Annotated in this window: 20 protein-coding genes; 9 read left to right on the top strand and 11 right to left on the bottom strand. The window is 75.2% G+C overall.

The genetic code is table 11. The features are described 5' to 3' along the window. Positions 1-37 precede the first annotated feature (37 nt). Positions 38-1,708, top strand: a complete 1,671-nt coding sequence (locus tag JOD57_RS22830; protein ID WP_204694117.1) for a flavin-containing monooxygenase — start codon at positions 38-40, stop codon at positions 1,706-1,708. A 145-nt stretch (positions 1,709-1,853) separates the two neighbouring features. Here JOD57_RS22830 and JOD57_RS22825 read toward each other — a convergent pair whose 3' ends face one another. Genes JOD57_RS22825 through JOD57_RS22815 form a run of 3 tightly spaced genes read right to left on the bottom strand, consistent with a single transcriptional unit; the run spans position 1,854 to position 4,898 of the window. After that, the gene (locus tag JOD57_RS22825) at positions 1,854-2,681 is read right to left on the bottom strand and encodes a mycofactocin-coupled SDR family oxidoreductase (RefSeq protein WP_204694116.1); all 828 of its coding nucleotides are present in this window, start codon (positions 2,679-2,681) and stop codon (positions 1,854-1,856) included. Positions 2,682-2,699: 18 nt separating this feature from the next. Further along, positions 2,700-3,746 (bottom strand): LLM class flavin-dependent oxidoreductase, encoded by a 1,047-nt coding sequence (locus JOD57_RS22820; protein WP_204694115.1) that lies wholly within the window; start codon positions 3,744-3,746, stop codon positions 2,700-2,702. 27 nt (positions 3,747-3,773) lie between these two features. Further along, positions 3,774-4,898 carry an acyl-CoA dehydrogenase family protein gene (locus tag JOD57_RS22815; RefSeq protein ID WP_204694114.1) on the bottom strand — a complete coding sequence of 375 codons (1,125 nt, stop codon included), beginning with the start codon at positions 4,896-4,898 and terminating at the stop codon, positions 3,774-3,776. Positions 4,899-5,042: 144 nt separating this feature from the next. Here JOD57_RS22815 and JOD57_RS22810 point away from each other — a divergent pair, with 144 nt between their 5' ends. The 3 genes from JOD57_RS22810 to JOD57_RS22800 are packed head-to-tail and all read left to right on the top strand — an operon-like array spanning position 5,043 to position 7,778. Next, complete coding sequence (locus tag JOD57_RS22810; protein WP_204694113.1) at positions 5,043-6,233, top strand: thiolase family protein; 1,191 nt, start codon at positions 5,043-5,045, stop codon at positions 6,231-6,233. Positions 6,234-6,237: 4 nt separating this feature from the next. Beyond that, positions 6,238-7,005, top strand: coding sequence for an SDR family NAD(P)-dependent oxidoreductase (locus JOD57_RS22805; RefSeq protein ID WP_204694112.1), 768 nt, complete (start codon positions 6,238-6,240; stop codon positions 7,003-7,005). After that, positions 7,002-7,778: a crotonase/enoyl-CoA hydratase family protein gene (locus JOD57_RS22800; protein WP_204694111.1), complete on the top strand. Its 777-nt coding sequence runs from the start codon at positions 7,002-7,004 to the stop codon at positions 7,776-7,778. Before JOD57_RS22805 ends, JOD57_RS22800 begins: the two co-directional genes overlap by 4 nt. 3 nt (positions 7,779-7,781) lie before the next feature. Here the strand turns inward: JOD57_RS22800 and JOD57_RS22795 are convergent, their stop codons facing one another. Beyond that, positions 7,782-8,540 (bottom strand): FadR/GntR family transcriptional regulator, encoded by a 759-nt coding sequence (locus JOD57_RS22795; RefSeq protein ID WP_204694110.1) that lies wholly within the window; start codon positions 8,538-8,540, stop codon positions 7,782-7,784. A gap of 240 nt (positions 8,541-8,780) precedes the next feature. On the opposite strand from JOD57_RS22795, the gene JOD57_RS22790 reads away from it, so the two are divergent. Beyond that, complete coding sequence (locus tag JOD57_RS22790; protein ID WP_204694109.1) at positions 8,781-9,410, top strand: TetR/AcrR family transcriptional regulator; 630 nt, start codon at positions 8,781-8,783, stop codon at positions 9,408-9,410. A gap of 211 nt (positions 9,411-9,621) precedes the next feature. On the opposite strand, the gene JOD57_RS22785 is transcribed toward JOD57_RS22790, so the two are convergent. Continuing rightward, positions 9,622-11,040 carry an MFS transporter gene (locus tag JOD57_RS22785; protein ID WP_204694108.1) on the bottom strand — a complete coding sequence of 473 codons (1,419 nt, stop codon included), beginning with the start codon at positions 11,038-11,040 and terminating at the stop codon, positions 9,622-9,624. 186 nt (positions 11,041-11,226) lie between these two features. On the opposite strand from JOD57_RS22785, the gene JOD57_RS22780 reads away from it, so the two are divergent. From JOD57_RS22780 to JOD57_RS22765, 4 genes are all read left to right on the top strand, one after another. Next, complete coding sequence (locus tag JOD57_RS22780) at positions 11,227-11,628, top strand: cupin domain-containing protein (RefSeq protein ID WP_204694107.1); 402 nt, start codon at positions 11,227-11,229, stop codon at positions 11,626-11,628. A gap of 93 nt (positions 11,629-11,721) precedes the next feature. Next, positions 11,722-13,014, top strand: a complete 1,293-nt coding sequence (locus tag JOD57_RS22775) for a hydroxyacid-oxoacid transhydrogenase (protein WP_204694106.1) — start codon at positions 11,722-11,724, stop codon at positions 13,012-13,014. Then, entirely contained in the window at positions 13,011-15,872 is a 2,862-nt protein-coding gene (locus JOD57_RS22770) for an FAD-binding and (Fe-S)-binding domain-containing protein (protein ID WP_204694105.1), read from the top strand. The genes JOD57_RS22775 and JOD57_RS22770 overlap by 4 nt, the downstream gene beginning before the upstream one ends. A gap of 96 nt (positions 15,873-15,968) precedes the next feature. Beyond that, the gene (locus JOD57_RS22765) at positions 15,969-16,634 is read left to right on the top strand and encodes an NADPH-dependent F420 reductase (protein ID WP_204694104.1); all 666 of its coding nucleotides are present in this window, start codon (positions 15,969-15,971) and stop codon (positions 16,632-16,634) included. Between the two features lie 41 nt (positions 16,635-16,675). Here the strand turns inward: JOD57_RS22765 and JOD57_RS22760 are convergent, their stop codons facing one another. The 6 genes from JOD57_RS22760 to JOD57_RS22735 all read right to left on the bottom strand — a co-directional run bounded on the left by JOD57_RS22760 (position 16,676) and on the right by JOD57_RS22735 (position 21,095). Continuing rightward, a complete protein-coding gene (locus JOD57_RS22760; protein WP_204694103.1) occupies positions 16,676-17,296 on the bottom strand; it encodes a GDSL-type esterase/lipase family protein in 621 nt (206 codons plus the stop codon). Positions 17,297-17,412: 116 nt separating this feature from the next. Then, on the bottom strand, positions 17,413-18,174 hold the full coding sequence (gene fabG / locus JOD57_RS22755; protein WP_204694102.1) for a 3-oxoacyl-ACP reductase FabG: 762 nt from the start codon (positions 18,172-18,174) through the stop codon (positions 17,413-17,415). A 172-nt stretch (positions 18,175-18,346) separates the two neighbouring features. Then, positions 18,347-18,766, bottom strand: coding sequence for a DUF350 domain-containing protein (locus tag JOD57_RS22750; protein ID WP_204694101.1), 420 nt, complete (start codon positions 18,764-18,766; stop codon positions 18,347-18,349). 82 nt (positions 18,767-18,848) lie between these two features. After that, positions 18,849-19,304: an ATP-binding protein gene (locus JOD57_RS22745; RefSeq protein ID WP_204694100.1), complete on the bottom strand. Its 456-nt coding sequence runs from the start codon at positions 19,302-19,304 to the stop codon at positions 18,849-18,851. 77 nt (positions 19,305-19,381) lie between these two features. Further along, the gene (locus JOD57_RS22740) at positions 19,382-19,648 is read right to left on the bottom strand and encodes a DUF8836 family protein (protein ID WP_204694099.1); all 267 of its coding nucleotides are present in this window, start codon (positions 19,646-19,648) and stop codon (positions 19,382-19,384) included. A gap of 85 nt (positions 19,649-19,733) precedes the next feature. Further along, the gene (locus JOD57_RS22735) at positions 19,734-21,095 is read right to left on the bottom strand and encodes an AI-2E family transporter (RefSeq protein ID WP_204694098.1); all 1,362 of its coding nucleotides are present in this window, start codon (positions 21,093-21,095) and stop codon (positions 19,734-19,736) included. Positions 21,096-21,234 lie beyond the last annotated feature (139 nt).

Raw genomic sequence — 21,234 nt, 5'->3', positions numbered from 1 at the left:
CGGCCGTCCCGGGACCCTCCCGAGAGGAACGGAACACATGACACAGACGCACCAGCAGCCGACGAACACGGCGGTGAAGGGTGTCCCCGAGGTCGACGCCGTCGTCGTCGGCGCCGGCATGTCGGGCTTGTACACGCTGCACAAGCTGCGCGGCCTGGGCCTGACGGTCCAGGTCTTCGAGAAGGGCGACGGCGTCGGGGGGACGTGGTTCTGGAACCGCTACCCCGGCGCCCGGGTCGACGTGAAGAGCATGGACTACAGCTTCTCCTTCGACTCCGAGCTGGAGCAGGAGTGGGAGTGGACGGAGAAGTACCCGCCCCAGGACGAGCTGCTCCGCTACGTCAACCACGTCGCCGACCGCTTCGACCTGCGCCGCGACATCAAGCTCGAGACCACGGTCACCGAGGCGGTCTTCGACGAGGACGTCGAGCGCTGGCACGTGCGCACCGACCGGGGCGACCAACTGTCCACGCAGTACGTGGTCATGGCCACCGGGTGCCTCTCGGCGTCCAAGGTGCCGGAGGTGCCGGGGCTCGACCTCTTCCGCGGCCGCTGGTTCCACACCGGGCACTGGCCGGCGGAGGGCGTGGACTTCAGCGGGCAGCGGGTCGCCGTCATCGGCACCGGCTCCTCCGGCGTCCAGGCCATCCCGCTCATCGCCGAGCAGGCGGCCGAGCTGACCGTCTTCCAGCGGACGCCGAACTTCGTGCTGCCGGCCCGCAACCACCCGATCGACCCGGAGCACCAGCGCTCGGTCAAGGCGCGCTACGACGAGGTCCGCCGGGCCGCGCGGGAGTCCGGCTTCGGCATCGCGGTCCCGACGCCCACGAAGTCCGCCCTCGAGGTCAGCCCCGAGGAGCGGCAGGCCCGCTACGAGAGCGTCTGGTACGACGAGGACAACAACCTCGTCGACATGCTGGTCAGCTACAACGACATGATCACGAGCCAGCCGGCGAACGACACCGCGGCCCAGTTCGTGCGGGACCGGATCGCCGAGATCGTCGAGGACCCGGAGACGGCCGCGGCCCTGCAGCCGCACGACCACCCCTTCGGCACCAAGCGGCCGTGCCTAGGCACGAACTACTACGAGACGTACAACCTGCCGCACGTGCGCCTGGTCAACGTGCGGAAGACGCCGATCGTGGAGATCACCCACCGGGGGCTGCGCACCACGCAGGAGGAGTTCGAGTTCGACGACCTCGTCTTCGCCACGGGTTTCGACGCGATGACCGGCGCGCTGACGGCGGTCGACATCCGCGGCCGCGGTGACGTGCGGCTGGAGGACAAGTGGCACGCCGGCCCGCGGACCTACCTGGGCATCCAGGTGGCGGGGTTCCCGAACCTGTTCACCATCACCGGTCCGGGCAGCCCGTCGGTCCTCTCCAACATGGTCACCTCGATCGAGCAGCACGTGGAGTGGGTGGCCGACGCGATCGCGGCCATGCGCGCCGAGGGGCTGTCGACGATGGAGCCCACGGTCGAGGCCGAGGACGAGTGGACCGCGCACGTCGACGAGGTGGGGCACATGACGCTCTACCCGACCGCGGACTCCTGGTACATGGGCTCGAACGTGCCGGGCAAGCCGCGGGTGTTCATGCCCTACATCGGCGGGGTGGGCGTCTACCGGCAGAAGTGCGACGAGGTCGCGGCCAACGGCTACGAGGGCTTCGTCCGCCGTCCGCAGCGGGTGGCGGCCGGCATGAGCTGAGCTCCCCACGCGGCGGATCCGCGGAGGTGCACCGGTGCACCTCCGCGGATCCGCGCGTCCGGGGACGGGCGCCGGAGCGGTCACGCACGACGCGGGAGGGGGAGGGAGCCGGCGGGCCCTCTCCCCCTCCCGTGCGTGCGGCCGGTCAGATGAGCAGCGTGCCCATGTCGACCGGCAGCGCGGTGCCGGTGACGTACCTCGCCTGGTCGGACAGCAGGAACAGGACGGCGTCGGAGATGTCGCCGGGCTGCACCGGGCCGTGCTCCATGACGTTGGCCATCCAGCCGGGCGGGGCGTCGGCCTGCAGGTCCTTGGTGAAGAACTCGTTGCTGATCATCGGGGTGTCCACGCCCGCGGGGACGACCGTGTTGACCCGGATGCCGTGCTTGCCGAGCGCCATCGCGTAGTTGCGCATGAGCGACAGGACGCCGGACTTCGCCGCGCCGTAGGCCATGTGCCCGGGGTTGAGCATCTCCGTCTTGTAGGCGACGCCGCGGAAGCTCGACGTCGACCCGGTGATGACGACGGCCCCGCCCCGGCCGCGCTCGACCATGCCCGGCGTGACCGCGCGCAGCGTGTAGAAGACGCCCGAGAGGTTGGTGGCGATGGTGTCGTGCCACGCCTCGATCCGCTGGGCGTGCGGACCGGTCGAGGGCAGGATCCCGGCGTTGGCGCAGACCAGGTCGACCCCGCCGAAGCGCTCCTCGGCCTGCCGGACGGCCCCGGCCACCTGCTCCTCGTCGCGGACGTCGCCCTGGACGCCGAGGAACCCCCGGCCGTGCTCGCGGACGAGCTTCTCGGTCTCGGCCAGGTCGTCCGGCGTGGACATCGCGTACTGCACCGAGTCGAACTGCGTGACGACGTCGACGACGACGACGTCGGCTCCCTCCGCGGCCAGCCGCACCGCGTGCGAGCGGCCCTGACCGCGCGCCCCGCCGGTGACGAGGGCGACCTTCCCGTCGAACCGTCCCATGTCCGTCCTCCAGTCTCCTCAGGCCGTGCGCGCGGGCACGGGTTCGGGCTGCGGGGTGGGCAGCGCCCGGATCGCGGGCACCACCTCACGGCCCAGCCGCTCGATCGCGGCGATGGTCTCCTCGGCCGACATCGAGGGCCACTGCGGCCGCAGCAGCAGCGGGTCGACCGGGAAGCGGGTGCACAGGTCGGTGAGCTGGGCGACCACCTCGGCGTCGCTGCCGACGACGGCGTGCTGCGCGACGCTGGCGAGGAAGTCGCGGTCGAGGGTCTCGGCGTCGCCGGCGTACTTCATGCCCTTGCTCGCGTAGGACAGGTACTTCCCCTTCGACACGCGCGCGTACTCGACCAGCGCCTCGTCGCGGGAGTCGGCGACCTGCACGTTGCGGCGCACCGGCTGCGGGCCGAACGGCTTGCCGCGCGCGGCGAAGCCCTCGCGGACGGCCGCGAAGCGCTCCTCGATCTCCTCGTAGGTGGCCTCGGGGGTGACGGGGAAGGCGTCGCCGAACCGCCCGGCCCGGCGGGCGCCGGCGACGCTCTGCGCGCCCACCCAGATCGGCGGGTGCGGGTCCTGCACGGGCCTGAGGTGCGGCTTGACGCCCTCGAGCTGCCAGAACCGGCCGGAGTGGGTGACCTCGTCCTGCGTCCAGAGCTTGACCAGCAGCTCGAGGATCTCGTCGGTGCGGGCGGCCCGCTCCTTGAACGGGACGCCGAGGTAGTCGAACTCCTCGGGCCGGTAGCCGATGCCGGCGCCGAAGACCAGCCGGCCCTCGGTGACCACGTCGAGGGTGGCCAGCTCCTCGGCCAGCAGCACCGGGTGGTACAGCGGCGCGATCATGATCTGGGTGGCCAGCCGGGTCTCGCGGTCGCACTCGGCGGCCAGCCGGGCCAGCAGCGGCACCGGCTGCAGCCAGCGCAGGTCCCCGTAGAGGAAGTGCTGGCCGATCGCGACGTAGGTCATCCCGTGGGCCTGGGCGGCCGCGACGATGCGGCGCACGTCGTCGAACTGCTGGGCGGGGCTGACGGAGCTCGGGACGTCGGAGAGCAGCATGCCGACGGCGACCATGGCGGTCCTCTTCTCGGGGATCGGGGATCAGCGACGGGTGAGCGTCTTCGCCAGCTGACCCAGGAGCACCTCGTTGCCGCCCTCGTAGATGCGCATCGGGCGGGCGTTGCGGTAGAGCCGCTCGATCGTCGAGCCGGTGACCACGCCGAAGCGGCCCATCATCTGCACGCACCGGTCGGCCACCCGCGAGGCGGTCTCGGTGGCGGCGACCTTGGCCATCGACGACCAGTGCAGCGCGCCCTGCGGATCGGCCGCCGCCTTGGCGGCCGCGGAGTAGGTGAGCAGCCGGGCCTGCTCGACCTCCATCCAGCACGTGCCGAGCATCTGCGGGATCGGGCCCAGCCGGGCGAGCGAGGTGCCGAACTGCTCGCGGCCGGTGGTGTGCGCGACCGCCTCGTCGAGCGCCGCCTGGGCCAGGCCGACCGCGGAGCCGGCCACCGACACCCGGAACGTGGCCAGCGTCTGCAGCACCAGCGGGAACGCCTGCCCGGGCTGCCCGACGCGGGAGTCCAGCGGCACCCGGACACCGTCGAAGCGGACCTCGCCGATCACGTGCGGGGCGATGAGGTCGGGCCCGGAGGTGACGGTGACACCCGGGGTCCCGGCCGGCACGAACACCAGCGAGAAGCCGGCCTCCTCCTTGGCGAGCACGGTGAAGAACGCGGCCGCGGGGGCGTTGGTGATGAAGGACTTGTGCCCGTCGAGCACCAGCTCGCCGTCGCGCTCGACGACGGTGGTGGTGATCGAGCGCAGGTCCGAGCCGACGTCGGGCTCGGTCAGGCACAGGGCGGCGACGGCATCGACCGAGAGCACCCGCGGCAGCCACTCCTCCTGCACCCGCGGGCTGCCGGCCACCGACAGCGCGTAGCTGCCGATGCCCTGCATGGCGAACAGCGAGTCCAGGTGCGCCGACACCCCGCCGAAGGCCTCGCGGACGACGGTGACCGCCAGCGGGTCCACGGTGTCCGCGGCCCCGCCGTGCGAGGCCGGCACGGTGACCGCGACCAGCCCGCTGGCCTGCAGCGCCTCGCGCATCACCGGGTCGACGTCGGTGGCGGCGTCGGCCTCCCCGGCGCGCCAGCGCACCTTCTCCCCCGTCTCGCGGGCCCGGTCGAGCAGCTCACGGTGGGCGGTGGGCAGCTCGAAGGACATGCCTGGGCTCCTCCCGGGTGGACCCCGGCGCCGTCGCCGGGGACGACCGGCACGATCCGCGGAGGACCGCTGTCCGGACGTATCCATGTTATTGGTGCTCATGGTTATTGTGTCAACGACCACACGCTACGAGAGGACGCGACCGTGCCCGCAGCCGTCATCGTCGACGCCGTCCGCAGTCCCATGGGCCGCGGCAAGCCCGGAGGCGCGCTGTCCGGCGTGCACCCGGTGGACCTGCTGGCACAGGTGCTGCAGGCACTGGCCCGGCGCAGCGACCTCGACCCCGCCACGGTCGACGACGTCCTCGTCGGGTGCGTCGGGCAGAACGGCGAGCAGTCGGCGACGCCGGGGCGGCAGGCCGTGCTCGCGGCGGGCTGGCCGGAGTCGGTGCCCTCGGTGACCATCGAGCGCAAGTGCGGCTCGGGGCAGCAGGCGCTCGACTTCGCCGTCCAGGGCGTGGTGGCCGGCGCCTACGACGTCGTCGTGGCGGCCGGGGTGGAGTCGATGAGCCGCGTGCCGATGGGCTCGGCCCGCGGCGACGCCGACCCGCACGGGCCGCAGGTCAGCGCCCGCTACTCCCCCGGCCTGGTGCCGCAGGGCATCTCCGCCGAGCTGGTCGCCGACAAGTGGGGCCTGACCCGCGAGCAGCTCGACGCCTACGCCGCCCGCTCGCACGCCCGCGCCGCCGAGGCCGCCGCGGCCGGCGTCTTCGACCGCGAGCTGGCCGCGGTCAGCACCCCCGACGGCACCCTCTCCGCCGACGAGACGATCCGCCCCGGGACGACCCCCGAGAGGCTGGCCGGGCTGAAGCCGGCGTTCGGCGCCCACCCGCTGGCCGCCCGCTTCCCGGAGCTGGACTGGAAGATCACCGCGGGCAACTCCTCCCAGCTCACCGACGGCGCCGCCGCGCTGCTGGTCATGAGCGAGGAGCGCGCCGGCGCCCTCGGCCTCACGCCGCGGGCCCGCGTCGTCGCCTCGGCGGTCACCGGCGACGACCCGCTGCTCATGCTCACCGGGCCCATCCCGGCCACCCACAAGCTGCTGGCCCGCTCCGGCCTGTCCCTCGACGACGTCGCCGCGGTCGAGGTCAACGAGGCGTTCGCGTCGGTCCCGCTGGCCTGGCAGGCCGAGTTCGGCGTCGGGGACGACCGGCTCAACCCGCGCGGGGGGGCCATCGCCCTCGGCCACCCGCTGGGCGCCTCCGGCGTGCGGCTGGCCACCACGCTGCTCGGCTTCCTCGAGGACACCGGGCAGCGCTACGGACTGCAGACCATGTGCGAGGCCGGCGGGATGGCCAACGCCATGGTGATCGAGAACCTCTCCGCGAAGGGCTGAACCCATGGACGTCACTGCAGGGTCCGCGGTCGTCACCGGCGGGGCCTCCGGCCTCGGCCTGGCCACCGCCCGCCGCCTGGTCGAGCGGGGGGTACCGACCGTCCTGGTCGACCTGCCCAGCTCGGCCGGCGCCGAGGTGGCGCAGGAGCTCGGCGGGAAGACCCGGTTCGCCGCCGCCGACGTCACCGACCCCGACGCCGTGGCCGCCGCCGTCGCCTCGGCCGACGAGCTCGCCCCGCTGCGCACGCTGGTGCACTGCGCCGGCCGCGGCGGCGCGATGCGCGTCGTCGACAAGGAGGGGAAGCCGGGCTCGCTCGAGTTCTACGAGTCGGTCGTGCGGGTCAACCTGATCGGGACGTTCAACGTGCTCAGCCAGGCCGCCGCGCGGATGGCCGCCCACGAGCCGGTCGACGACGAGGAGCGCGGCGTCTGCGTGCTGACCGCGTCGGTGGCCGCGTGGGAGGGCCAGATCGGCCAGCTCCCCTACGCCTCGGCCAAGGCCGGCATCGTCGGGCTGACCCTCGTGGCCGCCCGCGACCTGGCCAGCCGGCTGATCCGGGTGGTGACGATCGCGCCGGGCACCTTCGACACCCCCATCCTCGCCCGGCTCCCGCAGAACGTCCGCGACTCGCTCGGCCAGATGACCCCGCACCCGCGGCGGCTCGGCGTCCCGGACGAGTTCGCCCGCCTGGCGCTGGCGATCGTCGACAACCCGATGCTCAACGGCGAGACGATCCGGCTCGACGGCGCCATCCGGATGCAGCCGAAGTGAGCTCGCCCGGGTCACCGGCGGTCCGGGTCGAGCGCGACGGCGCCGTCCTCGTCGTCACCATCGACCGGCCGCAGGTGAAGAACGCGATCGACACCGCGGCCGCCGAGGGCATCGGCGGGGCCATGGAGCTCCTCGACGCCGACGACTCGCTGTTCGTCGGGGTGCTCACCGGCGCCGGCGGGGTGTTCAGCGCGGGCATGGACCTCAAGGCCTTCCTCGCCGGGGAGAAGCCGCACGTGCCCGGCCGCGGCTTCGCCGGCCTGGTCGAGCGCCCGCCGGCCAAGCCGCTGATCGCCGCCGTCGAGGGCCCGGCGCTCGCCGGCGGGTTCGAGATCGCGCTGGCCTGCGACCTGGTGGTGGCCGGCGACGGCGCGACGTTCGGGCTGCCGGAGGTGAAGCGGGGCCTGCTGGCCGGCGGCGGCGGGCTGCTCCGGCTGCCGCGCAAGGCGGGGCTGCCCAAGGCGACCGAGTGGGCCCTGACCGGCGACCGGGTGAGCGCGCAGGACGCGCACGCCGCCGGGGTGGTCAACCGGCTGGTCCCGGCCGGCCAGGCGCTGGAGGCGGCGCTGGAGCTGGCCCGGCAGATCGCGGCGAACGGGCCGCTGGCGGTGCAGGGCACCAAGCGCATCCTCACCGAGGGCCCCGGGTGGCCGGCCGAGGAGGCCTTCGCCCGCCAGTGGGAGGTCTACGCGCCGATCCGGGCCTCGGCGGACGCGGCGGAGGGCGCGCGGGCCTTCACCGAGAAGCGCGCCCCGGTCTGGCGGGGGCGCTGAGGCTCAGCGCCAGTTGATGACCTGGTCCACCAGCTGCGGGTGCCGCTGGCGCACCCAGTCGGCGTACTCCTGCATGTGCTCGCGCATGAGCCGCTCGGCGGCCTCGGCCTCGCCCTCGGCGATCGCGCTGGCGATCGCGGCGTGCACCTCGAGCACGTGCCGGCGCTCGTCGTTGGGCGAGAGCAGGCCGGTGACCTGGTCGCGGAAGACGTCCTCCAGCGACACCGACACCAGGTTGAGCACCGGGTTGCCCGACATCGAGGCGACGCCGCGGTGGAAGTCGGTGGTGGCGTCGTAGTAGGCGGTGTCGTCCTCGACCGCCGTCGTCTCCGGGTCGGCCACCTGGCCGACCAGCTCCTGGCCCCGCCGCTCGGCGGCCAGCCGGGCCATCATCGGCTCGAGGACCAGCCGCGCCTCGATCAGCTGGCCGAACGTCATGCCGCCGAGGTGGAAGAACAGCGTCGACATCCGCCCGTAGTCGCGGGTGCCGACCTCGATGACCATCGGGCCGCCGTTGCGGCCGGGCTTCATGGTGATCAGCCCGTGCACCTCGAGGATGCGCAGCGCCTCGCGCAGGGACCCGCGCCCGACGCCGTAGTCCTCGAGCATCTGCGCCTCGGAGGACAGCAGCGTGCCCGGCGGCAGCTTGCGCGAGACGATCTCGTGCACGATCTCCTGCGCCAGGGCCTCGGCGACCTTGGCGCCCCGCTTGATCGGGCGGGGGCCCGAGCCGTCGGCGCGGGGACGCTGGGCGGAGAGCATGCTCTCGATGGTAACGGCCGGTACCCGCTCCGGCCCGCTCCGGAGCCACTTTCCCCCATCATGGTGAGCATGGTTAGGGCTGCGGGGAGGGCGCGCTGGCCGTCCCGGATCGCCGGTCGTCCACCACGCGGACCCTCCTCGGGGCCGGGTCCGTCGCCGCGTCCGTCGCCGCGTCCGTCGCCCGCCCGGCGGCCGCGCCGGTTCCCGGTCGTCCGCCGCGGGACGCCTAGACTCGCCGCCGTGAACGCGCTGGTCGTGCCGGAGGACCTGACCGAGGAGGACGCCCACCGCCGCGTGCGCGTCCTGCTCGCGCTGGCCTCCTGCATGGCCGAGAAGGGCTACCGGGCCACGACGATCTCCGACATCGCCCGCGCGGGCCGGGTGTCGAAGACGGTGGTGTACGCGCACTTCCGCGACAAGGAGCACTGCCTCCTCGAGCTGTACACGCGCGCCTCGGACAAGATGCTGGCCACCGTGCACGCCGCGCAGCAGCAGGCGGCCGTGGGCGGCCTGACCTGGCGCGAGCGGCTGCGGACCTCGGTGCGCGCCTACCTCGAGGTGCTCGCCGCCAACCCGGAGGTCGCCTGGGCCGCGCTCGTCGAGGTGCAGGCCGCGGGCCGCCCGGCGCTGGCGCTGCGGCGCCAGGTCATCGGCCGCTACGTCGAGCTGATCTGCGGCGTCGCCGCGGACCTGGCCGAGCGGCACCCCGACGAGGTGCGGCCGGTGGACCGGGCGCTGGTGCTGGCCGCGGTCGGCGGGCTCAACGAGCTGATGCTCGCCCGCGTGGAGCGCGGCGAGGTGACCTCCCTGACCGACGACACCGAGGTCGCCACCGAGGTGCTCGTCTCGCTGGTCGCCCACCACGCCTGACAGCGGTGTGCCGAGGGGTCGGCGGCCGTGGCCTCCGACGCCGGCGGTGGTGTGCGCTGAGGGCTCGTTCTGCAGACCGACATGCGCCGTGGGCGCACATCGCTGCAGGTCACGCCGCCCACCGTGGTCCGCCGACCGGCACCAGCGCCCACCGGCGTGCGAGCCCGGGCCGGCACCCGGCAACCAACGCGCACACCGCTGCGAGCGAGCGTCAGCGGCGGGCCGGCCGCAGCACCAGCACCGCCAGCGCCCCGGCCGCGCTGACCGCCGCGCCGGCGAGAGCGGCGGTGTCCCACCCGTCGACCAGGGCGGCCGCGCCGCCGCCGGACGCCGACTCCGCGGTGACCAGCAGCACGACGAGCGTCACCCCGACGGCCGCGCCGAGGTAGCGGGCGGTGTTGTTGGCTCCGCTGCCCATGGCCGCGCGCTCGGCCGGGACGTGCGCCACCGCCTCCCGGCCGAGGGCCGCGTTGGCCGCGCCGTAGCCCACCCCGAGCACGACCAGCCCGGGCAGCAGCACGGTGCCCGCGCTGCCGGCGTCCAGGACGGCCAGCCCGGCCAGTCCGGCACCCGAGACCGCGAGCCCCCCGGCCAGCAGCAGCCGCCCGTCGACGGCGGGCAGCCAGCGCAGCCCCCAGGACGTCGCCGTGGCGACCCCGGACCAGACGACCACGAGCACCGTCGTCGCCAGCAGGCTCTCCCCCAGCGCCCGCTGCAGCACGGTGGCGAGGTAGGACATCAGCCCGACGGTGGCCGCGCCGGTGACCAGCGCCCCGACGTGGGCGGCGACGAACCCGCGGACGCGGAACAGCGCGAGGTCGACCATCGGCGCGCGCACCCGCGCCTCGGCGAGCACGAAGCCGGCGGCGAGGACGACCCCGGCTCCGAGCAGCGCGACCGCCGTGCCGGTGCCCCCGCCGCTGCGGGGTGCCAGGAGCCCCACGAGCAGGCAGCACACCGCGGCGACGAGCAGCAGCGGGCCGGCGACGTCGACCCGCGGACGGCGCCCGCGCGGCGACTCCGGCAGCAGCAGCCGCGCGGCCACGGCCAGGACAACGGTGAGGACGGCGGTGGCGGCGTGGGTGGCCCGCCAGCCGGTGTCACCGTCGAGGACGACCGCCGCGACGCCGCCGACCCCGGTGCCCGCGCCGAGGCTGGCACCCCAGACCGCGGCCGCCCGCGCCCGCGACGGGCCGAGCGGGAAGACCTGGGCGAGCAGGCCCAGGGAGCAGGCCAGCACGGCCGCGCCCCCGACGCCCTGCACCAGCCGGCCGGTGACGAAGACCCCGGTCGCCCCGGCCGCGGCGGTGAGCGCGGCCCCGGCGGCCAGCAGGACCAGCCCGGCGGTGAAGACCCGCCGCCGGCCGACGTCGTCGGCCAGCGCGCCGGTGACCAGCAGGGCCGCCGCCAGCCCGACGCTCATCGCCGACAGCAGCCAGGCCTGCCCGCCCGGGCCGGTGCCGAGCTCGCGGGCGGTGGCCACCGCCGTGGCCAGCGGCGTGACGAAGGCGGCGAGCACCACGAGCGTGCTGGCCGCGACGACGGCCAGGGTGCGGCGCTGCACGCCGGTGGCCCGGGCCGGGAGCGCCGCGGCGGTGGCCGCGGCGGGGGGCTGCAGGGAACGGGACACGCGCGCCTCCTGGCGGTCGCCTCGTCAGTTCGATTTCCGAACTGACGTCGCGGTCACCGTAGCAGGACACCGGCGCCGGTCCCAGCCGGTCGGGTGAGCGCGGCGCATGGTCGGTGCGGGTCGGGGGCAGGACCCTGCGCGAGAGGGCACCGACCGGGTGCCGCCAGACAGCGAGGAGCAGCGCCGATGGCGTCCGTCATCCACTTCACGATCGCGACCGTCGCCGAGGAGAGCCCGGACTTCCGCCGGGTCCTCTGGACGGGGACGAACACCCAGCTCGTCGTCATGACCATCCCGCCGGACGGGGAGATCGGCGAGGAGGTCCACGAGGACATCGACCAGATCCTCACCTTCGTCAGCGGCGTCGGGGAGGCCAGGGTCGGCGGCGCGACCAAGAAGGTGGCGCAGGGCGACCTCGTCGTCGTCCCGGCCGGGACCAAGCACAACTTCCTCAACACCGGGCCGAACCCGCTGGTCCTCTACACCGTCTACGGCCCGCCGGAGCACGCCGACGGCGCGGTGCACCACACCAAGGAGGAGGCCGACGAGGCCGAGGAGTCGGGGAAGGACGAGCCCCCGACCTCCTGAGCCCTCCCGTCCCCGGTGCCGGCGCCACGACGGCGGCACCGGGGACGGCACCGGGGACGGCGCGACCGGCCCCCTTCGGTGCACGATGACGGCATGACCACCAGCGTCTACCAGCCCGCCGACCCGGAGAGCGTGTTCACCTACGGCGCCCCCCGGCTGAAGTTCGGCGTCGGCGCAGCCGACGAGATCGGCTACGACCTCAGCGAGACCGGGGCCCGGCGGGTCCTGGTCGTCACCGACCCCGGGGTGGCCGCGACCGGGCACCCGCAGCGCGTCGCCGACCAGATGGGCCAGTTCGGCATCGAGGCGCACGTGTTCGACGGCGCCCACGTCGAGCCGACCGACGAGAGCCTGCAGATCGCCGTCGACTGGGCCCGGGAGCACGGGCCCTGGGACGCCATCGTCGCCGTCGGCGGGGGCTCCAGCATCGACACCGCCAAGGCGGTCGACCTGCTCACCACCAACCCCGGTGAGCTCATGGACTACGTCAACAAGCCGGTCGGCGAGGGCCGGGCGCCGGTCAACCCGCTCGCCCCGCTGGTCGCCGTCCCGACGACCACCGGCACCGGCGCGGAGAGCACCACGATCTGCGTGCTCGACGTCCTCGCGCTCAAGGTGAAGACGGGGATCAGCCACCCCCGGCTGCGGCCGACGATGGCCGTCGTGGACCCGGCGCTGACCCGCACCCAGCCGGCCGGTGTCACGGCCGCCTCCGGCATGGACATCCTCTGCCACGCGCTGGAGAGCTACACCGCCCGGCCCTACACCAGCTACGACCGCAAGCGCCCCGAGGAGCGGGTGCCCTACTGCGGGTCCAACCCGATCGCCGACATGTGGTCGGAGAAGGCCCTGTCGCTGCTGGCGGAGTCCTTCCGCCGCGCCGTCCGCGACGGCGACGACGACGCGCGGGCGAAGATGGCCATGGCCGCCACCTTCGCCGGCATGGGCTTCGGCAACGCCGGCGTGCACATCCCGCACGCCAACGCCTACCCGATCGCCGGCCGGGTGAAGGACTTCCACCCGAAGGACTACCCGGCCGACGAGCCGATGGTCCCGCACGGCATGTCGGTGTCGCTGACCGCGCCCGAGGCCTTCCGCTTCACCTTCGACGCCGACCCCGGGCGGCACCTGCGCGCCGCCCGGCTGCTCGACCCGCGCGCGGAGGAGACCGGCGACCCGGCGGAGTTCCTGCCGACGGTGCTCACCGCGCTCATGCGCGACATCGACATCCCCGGCGGCATCGGCGCGGTCGGCTACGACGAGGGCGACATCCCCGACCTGGTCGACGGGACGATGAAGCAGCAGCGGCTGCTGGCCACCGCCCCCAAGCCGGTCACCGAGGACGACGTGGCCGGCATCTACCGGCGCTCGCTGTCCCTGTGGTGACCGCCGCCACCACCACTGCCGAGACCGCGGAGGTCACTGCCGCGCTGCGCCGGGCCGGGATCGGCGACGTCGACGACTCGGGGCTGGCCCGGGCGCTGTACTCCTCCGACGGCTCGCTCTACCGCGTGCTGCCGCGCGCCGTCGTCCGCCCGCGCGACGCCGACGAGGTGGTCGCCACACTGGAGGTCTGCCGGGACCTCGGCGTCCCGCTGACCATGCGCGGCGCGGGCACCTCCATCGCCGGCAACGCGGTGGGCACCGGGGTCGTCGTCGACACCAGCCGGCACCTGCACCGGGTGCACGGCATCGACGCCGAGGCCCGCACGGCGGTCGTCGACCCCGGCGTCGTGCAGGCCGCGCTGCAGGTCGCCGCCCGCCCGCACGGCCTGCGCTTCGGCCCCGACCCGAGCACGTCCAACCGCTGCACGGTCGGCGGGATGATCGGCAACAACGCCTGCGGGTCCCGGGCGCTGGGCTACGGCCGGACGTCGGACAACGTCGTCGGCCTCGACGTCGTCACCGGCGCCGGCGAGCGGCTGCGGCTGAGCGAGGGATCGGTCACGGGCGGGCTCGACGACCTGCGCGTGCTGGTCGCCCGCGAGCTGGCCACCATCCGCACCGAGCTCGGCCGCTTCGGCCGGCAGGTGTCGGGCTACTCGCTCGAGCACCTGCTGCCCGAGCGCGGCTTCGACGTCGCCCGCGCCCTGGTCGGCAGCGAGGGCACGCTGGCCGTCGTCCTCGGGGCGACCGTGCGGCTGGTCGCCGACGCCCCCCACCGCGGGCTGGTCGTGCTCGGCTACCCGTCGATGGCCGACGCCGCCGACGCGACGCCGGGGCTGCTGCGCCACGGGCCGACCGCCGTCGAGGGGCTCGACGACCGCATCGTGCAGCGGCTGCGCGACGTGCCGGCCGCCGTCGTCCCCGACCTGCCGGAGGGCGCCGGCTGGCTGATCGTGGAGCTGACCGGCGACAGCGTCGCCGAGGTGGGGTCGAAGGCCGCCGGCGTGCTCGCCGACGCCGGCGCGGTCGACTCCCTGGTGGTCACCGACGTCGCCGAGGCCGCGGCGATCTGGCGGATCCGCGAGGACGGCGCCGGGCTGGCCGCGCGCACCAGCGACGGCCGTCCCGCGCACGCCGGCTGGGAGGACGCCGCCGTCCCCGTCGAGTCGCTCGGCGCCTACCTGCGCGAGTTCGAGGCGCTGCTGGTGCAGCACGGCCTGCAGGGCGTCCCGTACGGGCACTTCGGCGACGGCTGCGTGCACGTGCGGATCGACTTCCCGTTCGGCCGCGAGCCCGACCGCGGCCGCGCCGCCTACCGCGCGTTCGTGCAGGACGCCGCCGCGCTGGTGGCCCGCTACGGCGGGTCGGTGTCGGGCGAGCACGGCGACGGCCGGGCCCGCAGCGAGCTGCTCGGCACCATGTACTCCCCCGCCGCGCTGGACCTCTTCGGCCGGGTCAAGGCGCTGTTCGACCCCGCCGACGTGCTCAACCCCGGCGTCCTGGTGCGCCCGCTGCCGCTCGACCAGGACGTCCGGGTGGCCGCCGCACCCCGGCGGCTGCGCACCGACCCGCCCACCCTCGCGCTGGCCTACCGGCACGACGGCGGCGACTTCTCCAACGCCGTGCACCGCTGCACCGGGGTGGGCAAGTGCCGGGCCGAGCCCTCCGGCGTCGCGGTCATGTGCCCGTCGTGGCCGGCGACCCGGCAGGAGAAGGACAACACCCGCGGCCGCGCCCGCGTGCTGCAGGAGATGCTCGCGCCGGGCGGGCCGGTGCGGGACTGGCGCTCGCCCGAGGTGCACGCCGCGCTCGACCTCTGCCTGTCGTGCAAGGGGTGCTCGCGCGACTGCCCCACCGGCGTCGACATGGCCTCGTACAAGGCGGAGGTGCTGCACCAGTCCTACCGGCGGCGCCTGCGGCCCCGGTCGCACTACACGCTGGGCCGGCTGCCGATGTGGTCCGACCTCGCCGCGCGCGCCCCGCGGCTGGTCAACGCCGTCACGGCCTCCCGGCTGGGCGGCCGGCTGGCCCGCTGGGGCGCCGGTGTCGACCAGCGCCGCTCGCTGCCGGCCTTCGCCGGGGAGACCTTCCGCGCCTGGTGGGCCCGGCGCCCCGCGGCGGCCGACGGGGGGCGCCCGGTGGCGCTGTGGGTCGACTCGTTCACCGACCACTTCGCGCCGGAGGTCGCGCGGGCCGCGGTCACCGTGCTGGAGGCGGCCGGCCACCGGGTGCAGGTGCCCGACGACGACACCTGCTGCGGGCTGACCTGGATCACCACCGGTCAGCTCGACACCGCGAAGCGGGTGCTCGGCCACACGGTGCGCCGGCTCGCGCCGCTGGTCGACGCCGGCATCCCGGTGGTCGGGCTGGAGCCCTCCTGCACCGCGGCGCTGCGCAGCGACGCCGTGGAACTGCTCGACGGGGCGGGTGGGGGAGCCATGGCCGCGCGGGTGGCCGCCGGCACCCGGACGCTGGCCGAGCTGCTCGCCGCCACCGAGGGCTGGACGCCGCCGTCGCTGGCCGGCGTCGAGGTGGTCGCCCAGCCGCACTGCCACCACCACGCGGTCATGGGGTGGGCGGCCGACGAGCGGCTGCTGCGCCGGGCCGGGGCCACGGTCACCCGGCTCGGCGGCTGCTGCGGCCTGGCCGGCAACTGGGGCGTCGAGCGCGGGCACCACGACGTGTCGGTGGCGATCGCCGAGCAGCAGCTGCTGCCCGCCGTCCGCGCGGCCGGGCCGGACGCCGTCGTCCTGGCCGACGGCTTCTCCTGCCGCACCCAGCTCGACCAGCTGGCCGACCGCCCCGGCCGGCACCTCGCCCAGCTGCTCGCCGACGCCCTCGACCGGGACGAGGCGTAGGAAGCTCTCCGCACGTGTCGGCGCCCGACACGTGCGGAGAGCTCCCTGTGCCCGGGGGGCCGGAATGCACGGCGGCGGGTCGCGTTGGCGCCAGGCATGACGACTCTCGGCATCATCGGCGCCGGCAACATCGGCACGGCGCTCGCCCAGGCAGCAACCGACGCCGGCTACGACGTCGTGCTCTCCAACTCCCGCGGGCCGGAGACGCTGACCGACCTGGTGGCCGCGATCGAGGCCCGCCCGTCGCGGCGCGGTCGGGTCCGCGCCGCGACCTCCGCGGAGGCCGGCGCGGCCGGTGACCTCGTGGTGGTGACCGTGCCGCTCAAGGCGCTGCCCGACGTCCCCGTCGAGCCGCTGGCCGGCAAGGTCGTGATCGACACGAACAACTACTACCCGGAGCGCGACGGGCACGTCGCCGCGCTGGACGACGAGCGCACCACGACGTCGGAGATGACGCAGGAGCACCTGCCGACGTCCCGGGTGGTCAAGGCGTTCAACCACGTCTACGCCGCGGACATCACCGGCCGGCGCACCCCGCCGGGGACGCCGCACCGCCGCGCCCTGGCGATCGCGGGGGACGACGCCTCGGCCAAGGAGACCGTCGCCTCGTTCATCGACGAGCTCGGCTTCGACGTCGTCGACCTCGGTCCGCTGTCCGAGGGCTGGCGCGTCCAGCGCGACACCCCCGGCTACGGTCCCGACCTCGACGCCGACGGCCTGCGCGGGGCGGCCGCCGAGGCGAAGCGCTACCGCGACACGTGAGCCGACGCGGCCCGGCGGCACGTCCGCCGGGCCGCACCCGCTCAGGCCGCCCGGCGGGCCCGGCGGGCGCGGGCCACGGCCAGCACGGTGGGCGCGAGTGCGGCGGCGATGCGGGCGTAGCCGGCCGAGGACGGGTGGAAGCGGTCGGCGGAGAACAGCGCGGGGTCGTCGGAGAAGGCGCGGCCGACCTCGGCGGACACCGCGGCGACGGTGGCGCCGTGCGCCCCGGCGACGGCGGCCTGCCGGCGCTGCAGCAGCGCGCAGGCGGCCTGCACGGCGGGGCGGAACGCCGGCGGGACGAACGGCACGCTGGACATGTCCGGCGCGGGGACGACGACGACGTCGCTGCCCAGGGCGCGCAGCTCGGACACCGCGGCGCCGAGCGCGGCGGCGGCCTGCTCGGCCGGCACGAAGCGGGCCAGGTCGTTGGCGCCGACCACGACGACGGCGAGGTCGGGCGGCGGCACCGTGGCGCGGCGCACCTGCGCGGTGAGGTCGCGCGACACCGCGCCGGGCACGGCGAGGACGGTGAGGTCGACGTCGAGCCCCTCGCTGCGCAGCACCTGCGCCAGCCGGGAGCCGAGGGTGTCCTCGACCCGCGCGGCGCCGGTCCCGTACGCGATGGAGTCACCGAGGACGACGAGGCGGAGCGGAGCGGTCACGGCAGGTGCAACGCCGGCCGGCGGGGCGCTGTGCCCGCCGGCCGGCGTGTGGTGCACCTCAGGTGCGGTGGCCCCTGCCGACCCCGCCGCGAGCCTGGGGCCAGGGAGGTCCTGCCTCAGGCCTTCGGGCCACCGGCCGCGTAGACGACCTGGCCGGAGACGAAGCCGGCGCCCTCGCTGACGAAGAAGGACACCAGGTGGGCGATGTCCTCGGGCTGGCCGACGCGCGCGACCGGGATCTGCGAGGCCGCGCCCTTGACGAAGTCCTCGAACGCGATGCCCATGCGCTCGGCGGTGGCCTTCGTCATCTCGGTCTGGATGAAGCCGGGGGCGATGGCGTTGGCGGTCACGCCGAACTTGCCCAGCTCGATGGCGAGGGTCTTGGTGAAGCCCTGCAGGCCGGCCTTCGCCGCCGAGTAGTTGGCCTGGCCGCGGTTGCCCAGCGCCGAGGTGCTCGACAGGTTGACCACGCGGCCCCACGTGGCGTCGACCATGTACTTCTGGCACGCCCGCGTCATGAGGAAGGCACCGCGCAGGTGCACGTTCATGACGACGTCCCAGTCGACCTCGGTCATCTTGAACAGCATGTTGTCGCGGGTGACGCCCGCGTTGTTGACCAGCACCACGGGCGGGCCGAGCTCGGCGGCGACCCGGTCGACGGCGACCTGCACCTGCTCGGCGTCGCTCACGTCGGCGCCCACCCCGAGGGCGGTGCCGCCGGCGGCCTCGATGGCCGCGACGGTCTCCTTGGTGTTGCCCTCGTCGAGGTCGAGCACGGCCACGGCGAAGCCGTCGGCGGCCAGCCGCTGGGCCGTGGCGGCCCCGATGCCGCGGGCGGCACCGGTCACGATCGCGACGCGGGGGGTTCCCTCGCTCATTGCGGTTCCTCTCATGCTGGTGGCGGCGTCGTCGCCGGCCGGTCCGGGCGCACACGCGCGCCCGGTGTCCCCGGCGCGCGCCCGCGCGCTGCGCCGGACACGTTACGTCGGGGTCCTGCGCCACCGTCCCGGGACCCGCCGACCGGTGGGCCGGCGCCCTCGGCGACCGGGCTCAGGGCCAGATCGAGGCGACGATGATCGCGGCCACCGACAGCTGCGCCGCGGCGCTGACCAGGCTGGCGGGGTGGAAGCCGACCTCGGTGACCATGGCGCCCAGCTTCCCGGGCGTGATCAGGTCGAGGGCGACGAAGGCCACCGCCTGCAGCAGCACACCGAGCACCCCGAAGACGACGGTGTAGAGCAGCGCCTGCCCGAAACCCGCGGTGGCGTTGGTCCAGATGGTGGTGAAGGTGATCGCGCCCTGGGCCAGGAAGCCGGCGGCGAGCACGACGGCCGCGCTCACCGACCGGTCGTGGTAGATGTGCCGGCCCAGGTGGCCGGGCGTGAGCAGGTCCAGGGCGAGGTAGCCAAGGGCCAGCAGCACCAGGCCGACGGCGGTGTAGGCGACGGCGTATCCGATGCTGGCCAGCACGGGCGGGACCTCCGGGGACGGGGGGCGGGGCCTGCAAGGTCTACCGCACGCGCCCGCAGGGGCGCACGTGGCGCCCCGCCGGTCACTCCCCCGGCGCGGACCCCGGCGCCGGCTCCGCTGCGGCCCCCCGCGCGGGCTGCGCCGCGACGACGTCCACCCGGTCGAAGCCCTCGGCCGCCGTCGGCGGGACCAGGCGGGCGCGGGCGGACAGGACGCCCACGAGCGGCACGCGCGCCCGGGCCTCCCGGGCCTCGTTGCGGGCCAGGCAGGTGGGCAGCGGGGTGTCCAGCCAAACCGCGCGCACCGGCACCCCAGCGGCCCGGGCGGCGGCGACCAGCGGGGCGCGCTCCTCGGCCGAGGGGTTGGTGTTGTCGACGACGACGCTGCGGCCGGCCGCGAGCAGCTCGGCCACCACCCGCCGCTGCCGGGCCTCGCGGCGGCGGGCACGCGGCCAGTGGTCCTTGCTCACCACGGCGTGGGTGGCCGCGAGGTGCTCGGCCACCCACGTCGACTTCCCCGCGCCCTGCAGGCCGACCATGACGACCAGCTCCGGTCCCGCGCCGGGACGGCGGCCCTCCGGCAGGCCGCGAGGTCGCGCGCGGCGGGGTCCTCCGGTCAGGCGCTCCGCCGCAGCGGGGTCACCGGCTCGTCGTCGTCGTCGAGCGCGGGACGGGCCGCCGGGTGCTCGACCAGCGCGAGCACCCGCCCGGACATGAACCGGGCCGTGCGCACGGGCGTGCCACCGCGGGTGTTCTCGGTGACCTCCACGACGCCGCGGCCGTGGACGACCTCGACGCGCCGGCCGGCGCGGGTGGCCTCGATCTCGTAGGTGCGGGTGCTGCCACCGGCGTCGATGACGACCTCGACACGATCACCCTTCACGGGGTCCTCCTCAGGGTCTTCCCGGGCACTCACCCGGTATGGGGACAACGTCCTCCGCACCCCTGACATTCCGGGAAAGCGCAGGTCAGTCCCCGGATCCGCGGCGTCCGGGCCAGTGCGGGTGCAGCGCCCGCACCGAGGCCAGCGCCGCCCGGCGGTCGTGCGCGCGCTGCCGCGCGCGGCTGGTCCGCGGTGCCCGGGGTTCCTCCCGCAGCAGCGCGTCGAGCCAGTGGCCGCGGGGGTCGACGTCGACCAGCAGCGCCTTGACCAGCAGCGTGAGCGGGATGGCCAGCAGCGCGCCGAGGGCGCCGAGCACCCAGCCCCAGAACAGCAGCGCGAGGAAGGTGACCGTCATCGACAGACCCACCGAGTCGCCCACGAACCGCGGCTGCACGAGCGTCTGGACGACGAAGTTGAGCAGCGCGTAGACGACGATGATCACCCAGAACTCGGTCCACCCGCCGTCGAGCAGGCCGAGCAGGGCGGGCGGGATGACGCCGAGGACGAAGCCGATGTTCGGCACGTAGTTGGTGATGAACGACAGCACGCCCCACAGCAGGGGCAGCGGGACGTCGAGGATCTCCAGGGCGATCGTGTCGCCGACCGCCACGATGGCGCCGAAGACGGTGCTCACCAGCAGGTAGCTGCGCGTGCCCCGGGCGAACAGGCCGAAGGCGATGGGCAGGTGCGGGCGTTCGGCGGCGACCAGCGCCAGCCGGCGGCCGAACCCGCCGGACTCGATGGCGAGGAAGACCATCGCGGACAGCAGCAGGACCAGGGTGGTGGCGGTGTCGGTGACGCGGGCGAGCAGGCCGGTGGCCAGGCCCACGAGCTGCCCGTAGTCGAAGCGGTCGACCAGCTCGGCGATCTGCGAGGAGGACATCCCGGCCTCGTCGAGCCGGCGGACCGCGTCGTCGAGCAGCAGCTGGAACTGCGGGGCGTAGTCGGGCAGCAGGACGGCGAACTGGGCGATGGCGACCACCAGCAGCGAGCCGAAGCTGAGCAGCACCCCCCACACGAGCACCAGGAGCACGGTGGCGCTGGCCCAGCGGGGCACGTGGTGGCGCAGCAGCCACCGCTGCACCGGCATGAGCGCGACGACGACGACCAGGGCGAGCAGCACGGGTGCCAGCAGCCAGGCGATCTCGCGGACACCGGCGACGGCGATGGTCGCCGCCGCCGCCCCGACCAGCAGCACCAGCCAGCGGGGCAGCCCCGCGGAGCCCTCCGGCTGCGGGATCGCCGGGTCCCCGGGCGGGACGTCGACGGCGGCCGCCTCGCCGAGCACGTCGACGGCGGGTCCGGCCGGCCCGGGCTCGTCGGCGGAGGGCTGCGCGGCCGTGGCGAGCGCAGCCTGCAGGTCGGTCGCGTCCGGCGGCGCCAGCCGGGTCGCCCCGGTGCGCGCCCGGTCGGCGTCCTGACCCGGCAGGTGCTGCTGCGCGGTCATGTGTCGACGTCCCTCCCGCCCCGCGGTGGCTGTGCGGGCGCGGGCCGGTCGGCCCGGGATGGCGCCGCACCCGCGCCCCCGTGCGGCGCCGCCGTGAGGTCTCAGGGTGGCACGCCGCGCTCCCGTCCGGGGGGACGTG

It is taken from the genome of Geodermatophilus bullaregiensis (genome assembly GCF_016907675.1).
Taxonomy (GTDB): domain Bacteria; phylum Actinomycetota; class Actinomycetes; order Mycobacteriales; family Geodermatophilaceae; genus Geodermatophilus; species Geodermatophilus bullaregiensis.
Note: the sequence above shows the minus strand (reverse complement) of the source record. Positions and strands in the feature narration are given on the sequence as shown.

Coding starts and splice junctions, on each gene's coding strand:
- fabG (WP_204694102.1), bottom strand. CDS start 18,174: ATGAGCGAGGGAACCCCCCGCGTCGCGATCGTGACCGGTGCCGCCCGC.
- JOD57_RS22805 (WP_204694112.1), top strand. CDS start 6,238: ATGGACGTCACTGCAGGGTCCGCGGTCGTCACCGGCGGGGCCTCCGGC.
- JOD57_RS22820 (WP_204694115.1), bottom strand. CDS start 3,746: ATGGTCGCCGTCGGCATGCTGCTCTCCGACGTCCCGAGCTCCGTCAGC.
- JOD57_RS22735 (WP_204694098.1), bottom strand. CDS start 21,095: ATGACCGCGCAGCAGCACCTGCCGGGTCAGGACGCCGACCGGGCGCGC.
- JOD57_RS22830 (WP_204694117.1), top strand. CDS start 38: ATGACACAGACGCACCAGCAGCCGACGAACACGGCGGTGAAGGGTGTC.
- JOD57_RS22795 (WP_204694110.1), bottom strand. CDS start 8,540: ATGCTCTCCGCCCAGCGTCCCCGCGCCGACGGCTCGGGCCCCCGCCCG.
- JOD57_RS22775 (WP_204694106.1), top strand. CDS start 11,722: ATGACCACCAGCGTCTACCAGCCCGCCGACCCGGAGAGCGTGTTCACC.
- JOD57_RS22815 (WP_204694114.1), bottom strand. CDS start 4,898: ATGTCCTTCGAGCTGCCCACCGCCCACCGTGAGCTGCTCGACCGGGCC.
- JOD57_RS22765 (WP_204694104.1), top strand. CDS start 15,969: ATGACGACTCTCGGCATCATCGGCGCCGGCAACATCGGCACGGCGCTC.
- JOD57_RS22825 (WP_204694116.1), bottom strand. CDS start 2,681: ATGGGACGGTTCGACGGGAAGGTCGCCCTCGTCACCGGCGGGGCGCGC.
- JOD57_RS22745 (WP_204694100.1), bottom strand. CDS start 19,304: ATGGTCGGCCTGCAGGGCGCGGGGAAGTCGACGTGGGTGGCCGAGCAC.
- JOD57_RS22780 (WP_204694107.1), top strand. CDS start 11,227: ATGGCGTCCGTCATCCACTTCACGATCGCGACCGTCGCCGAGGAGAGC.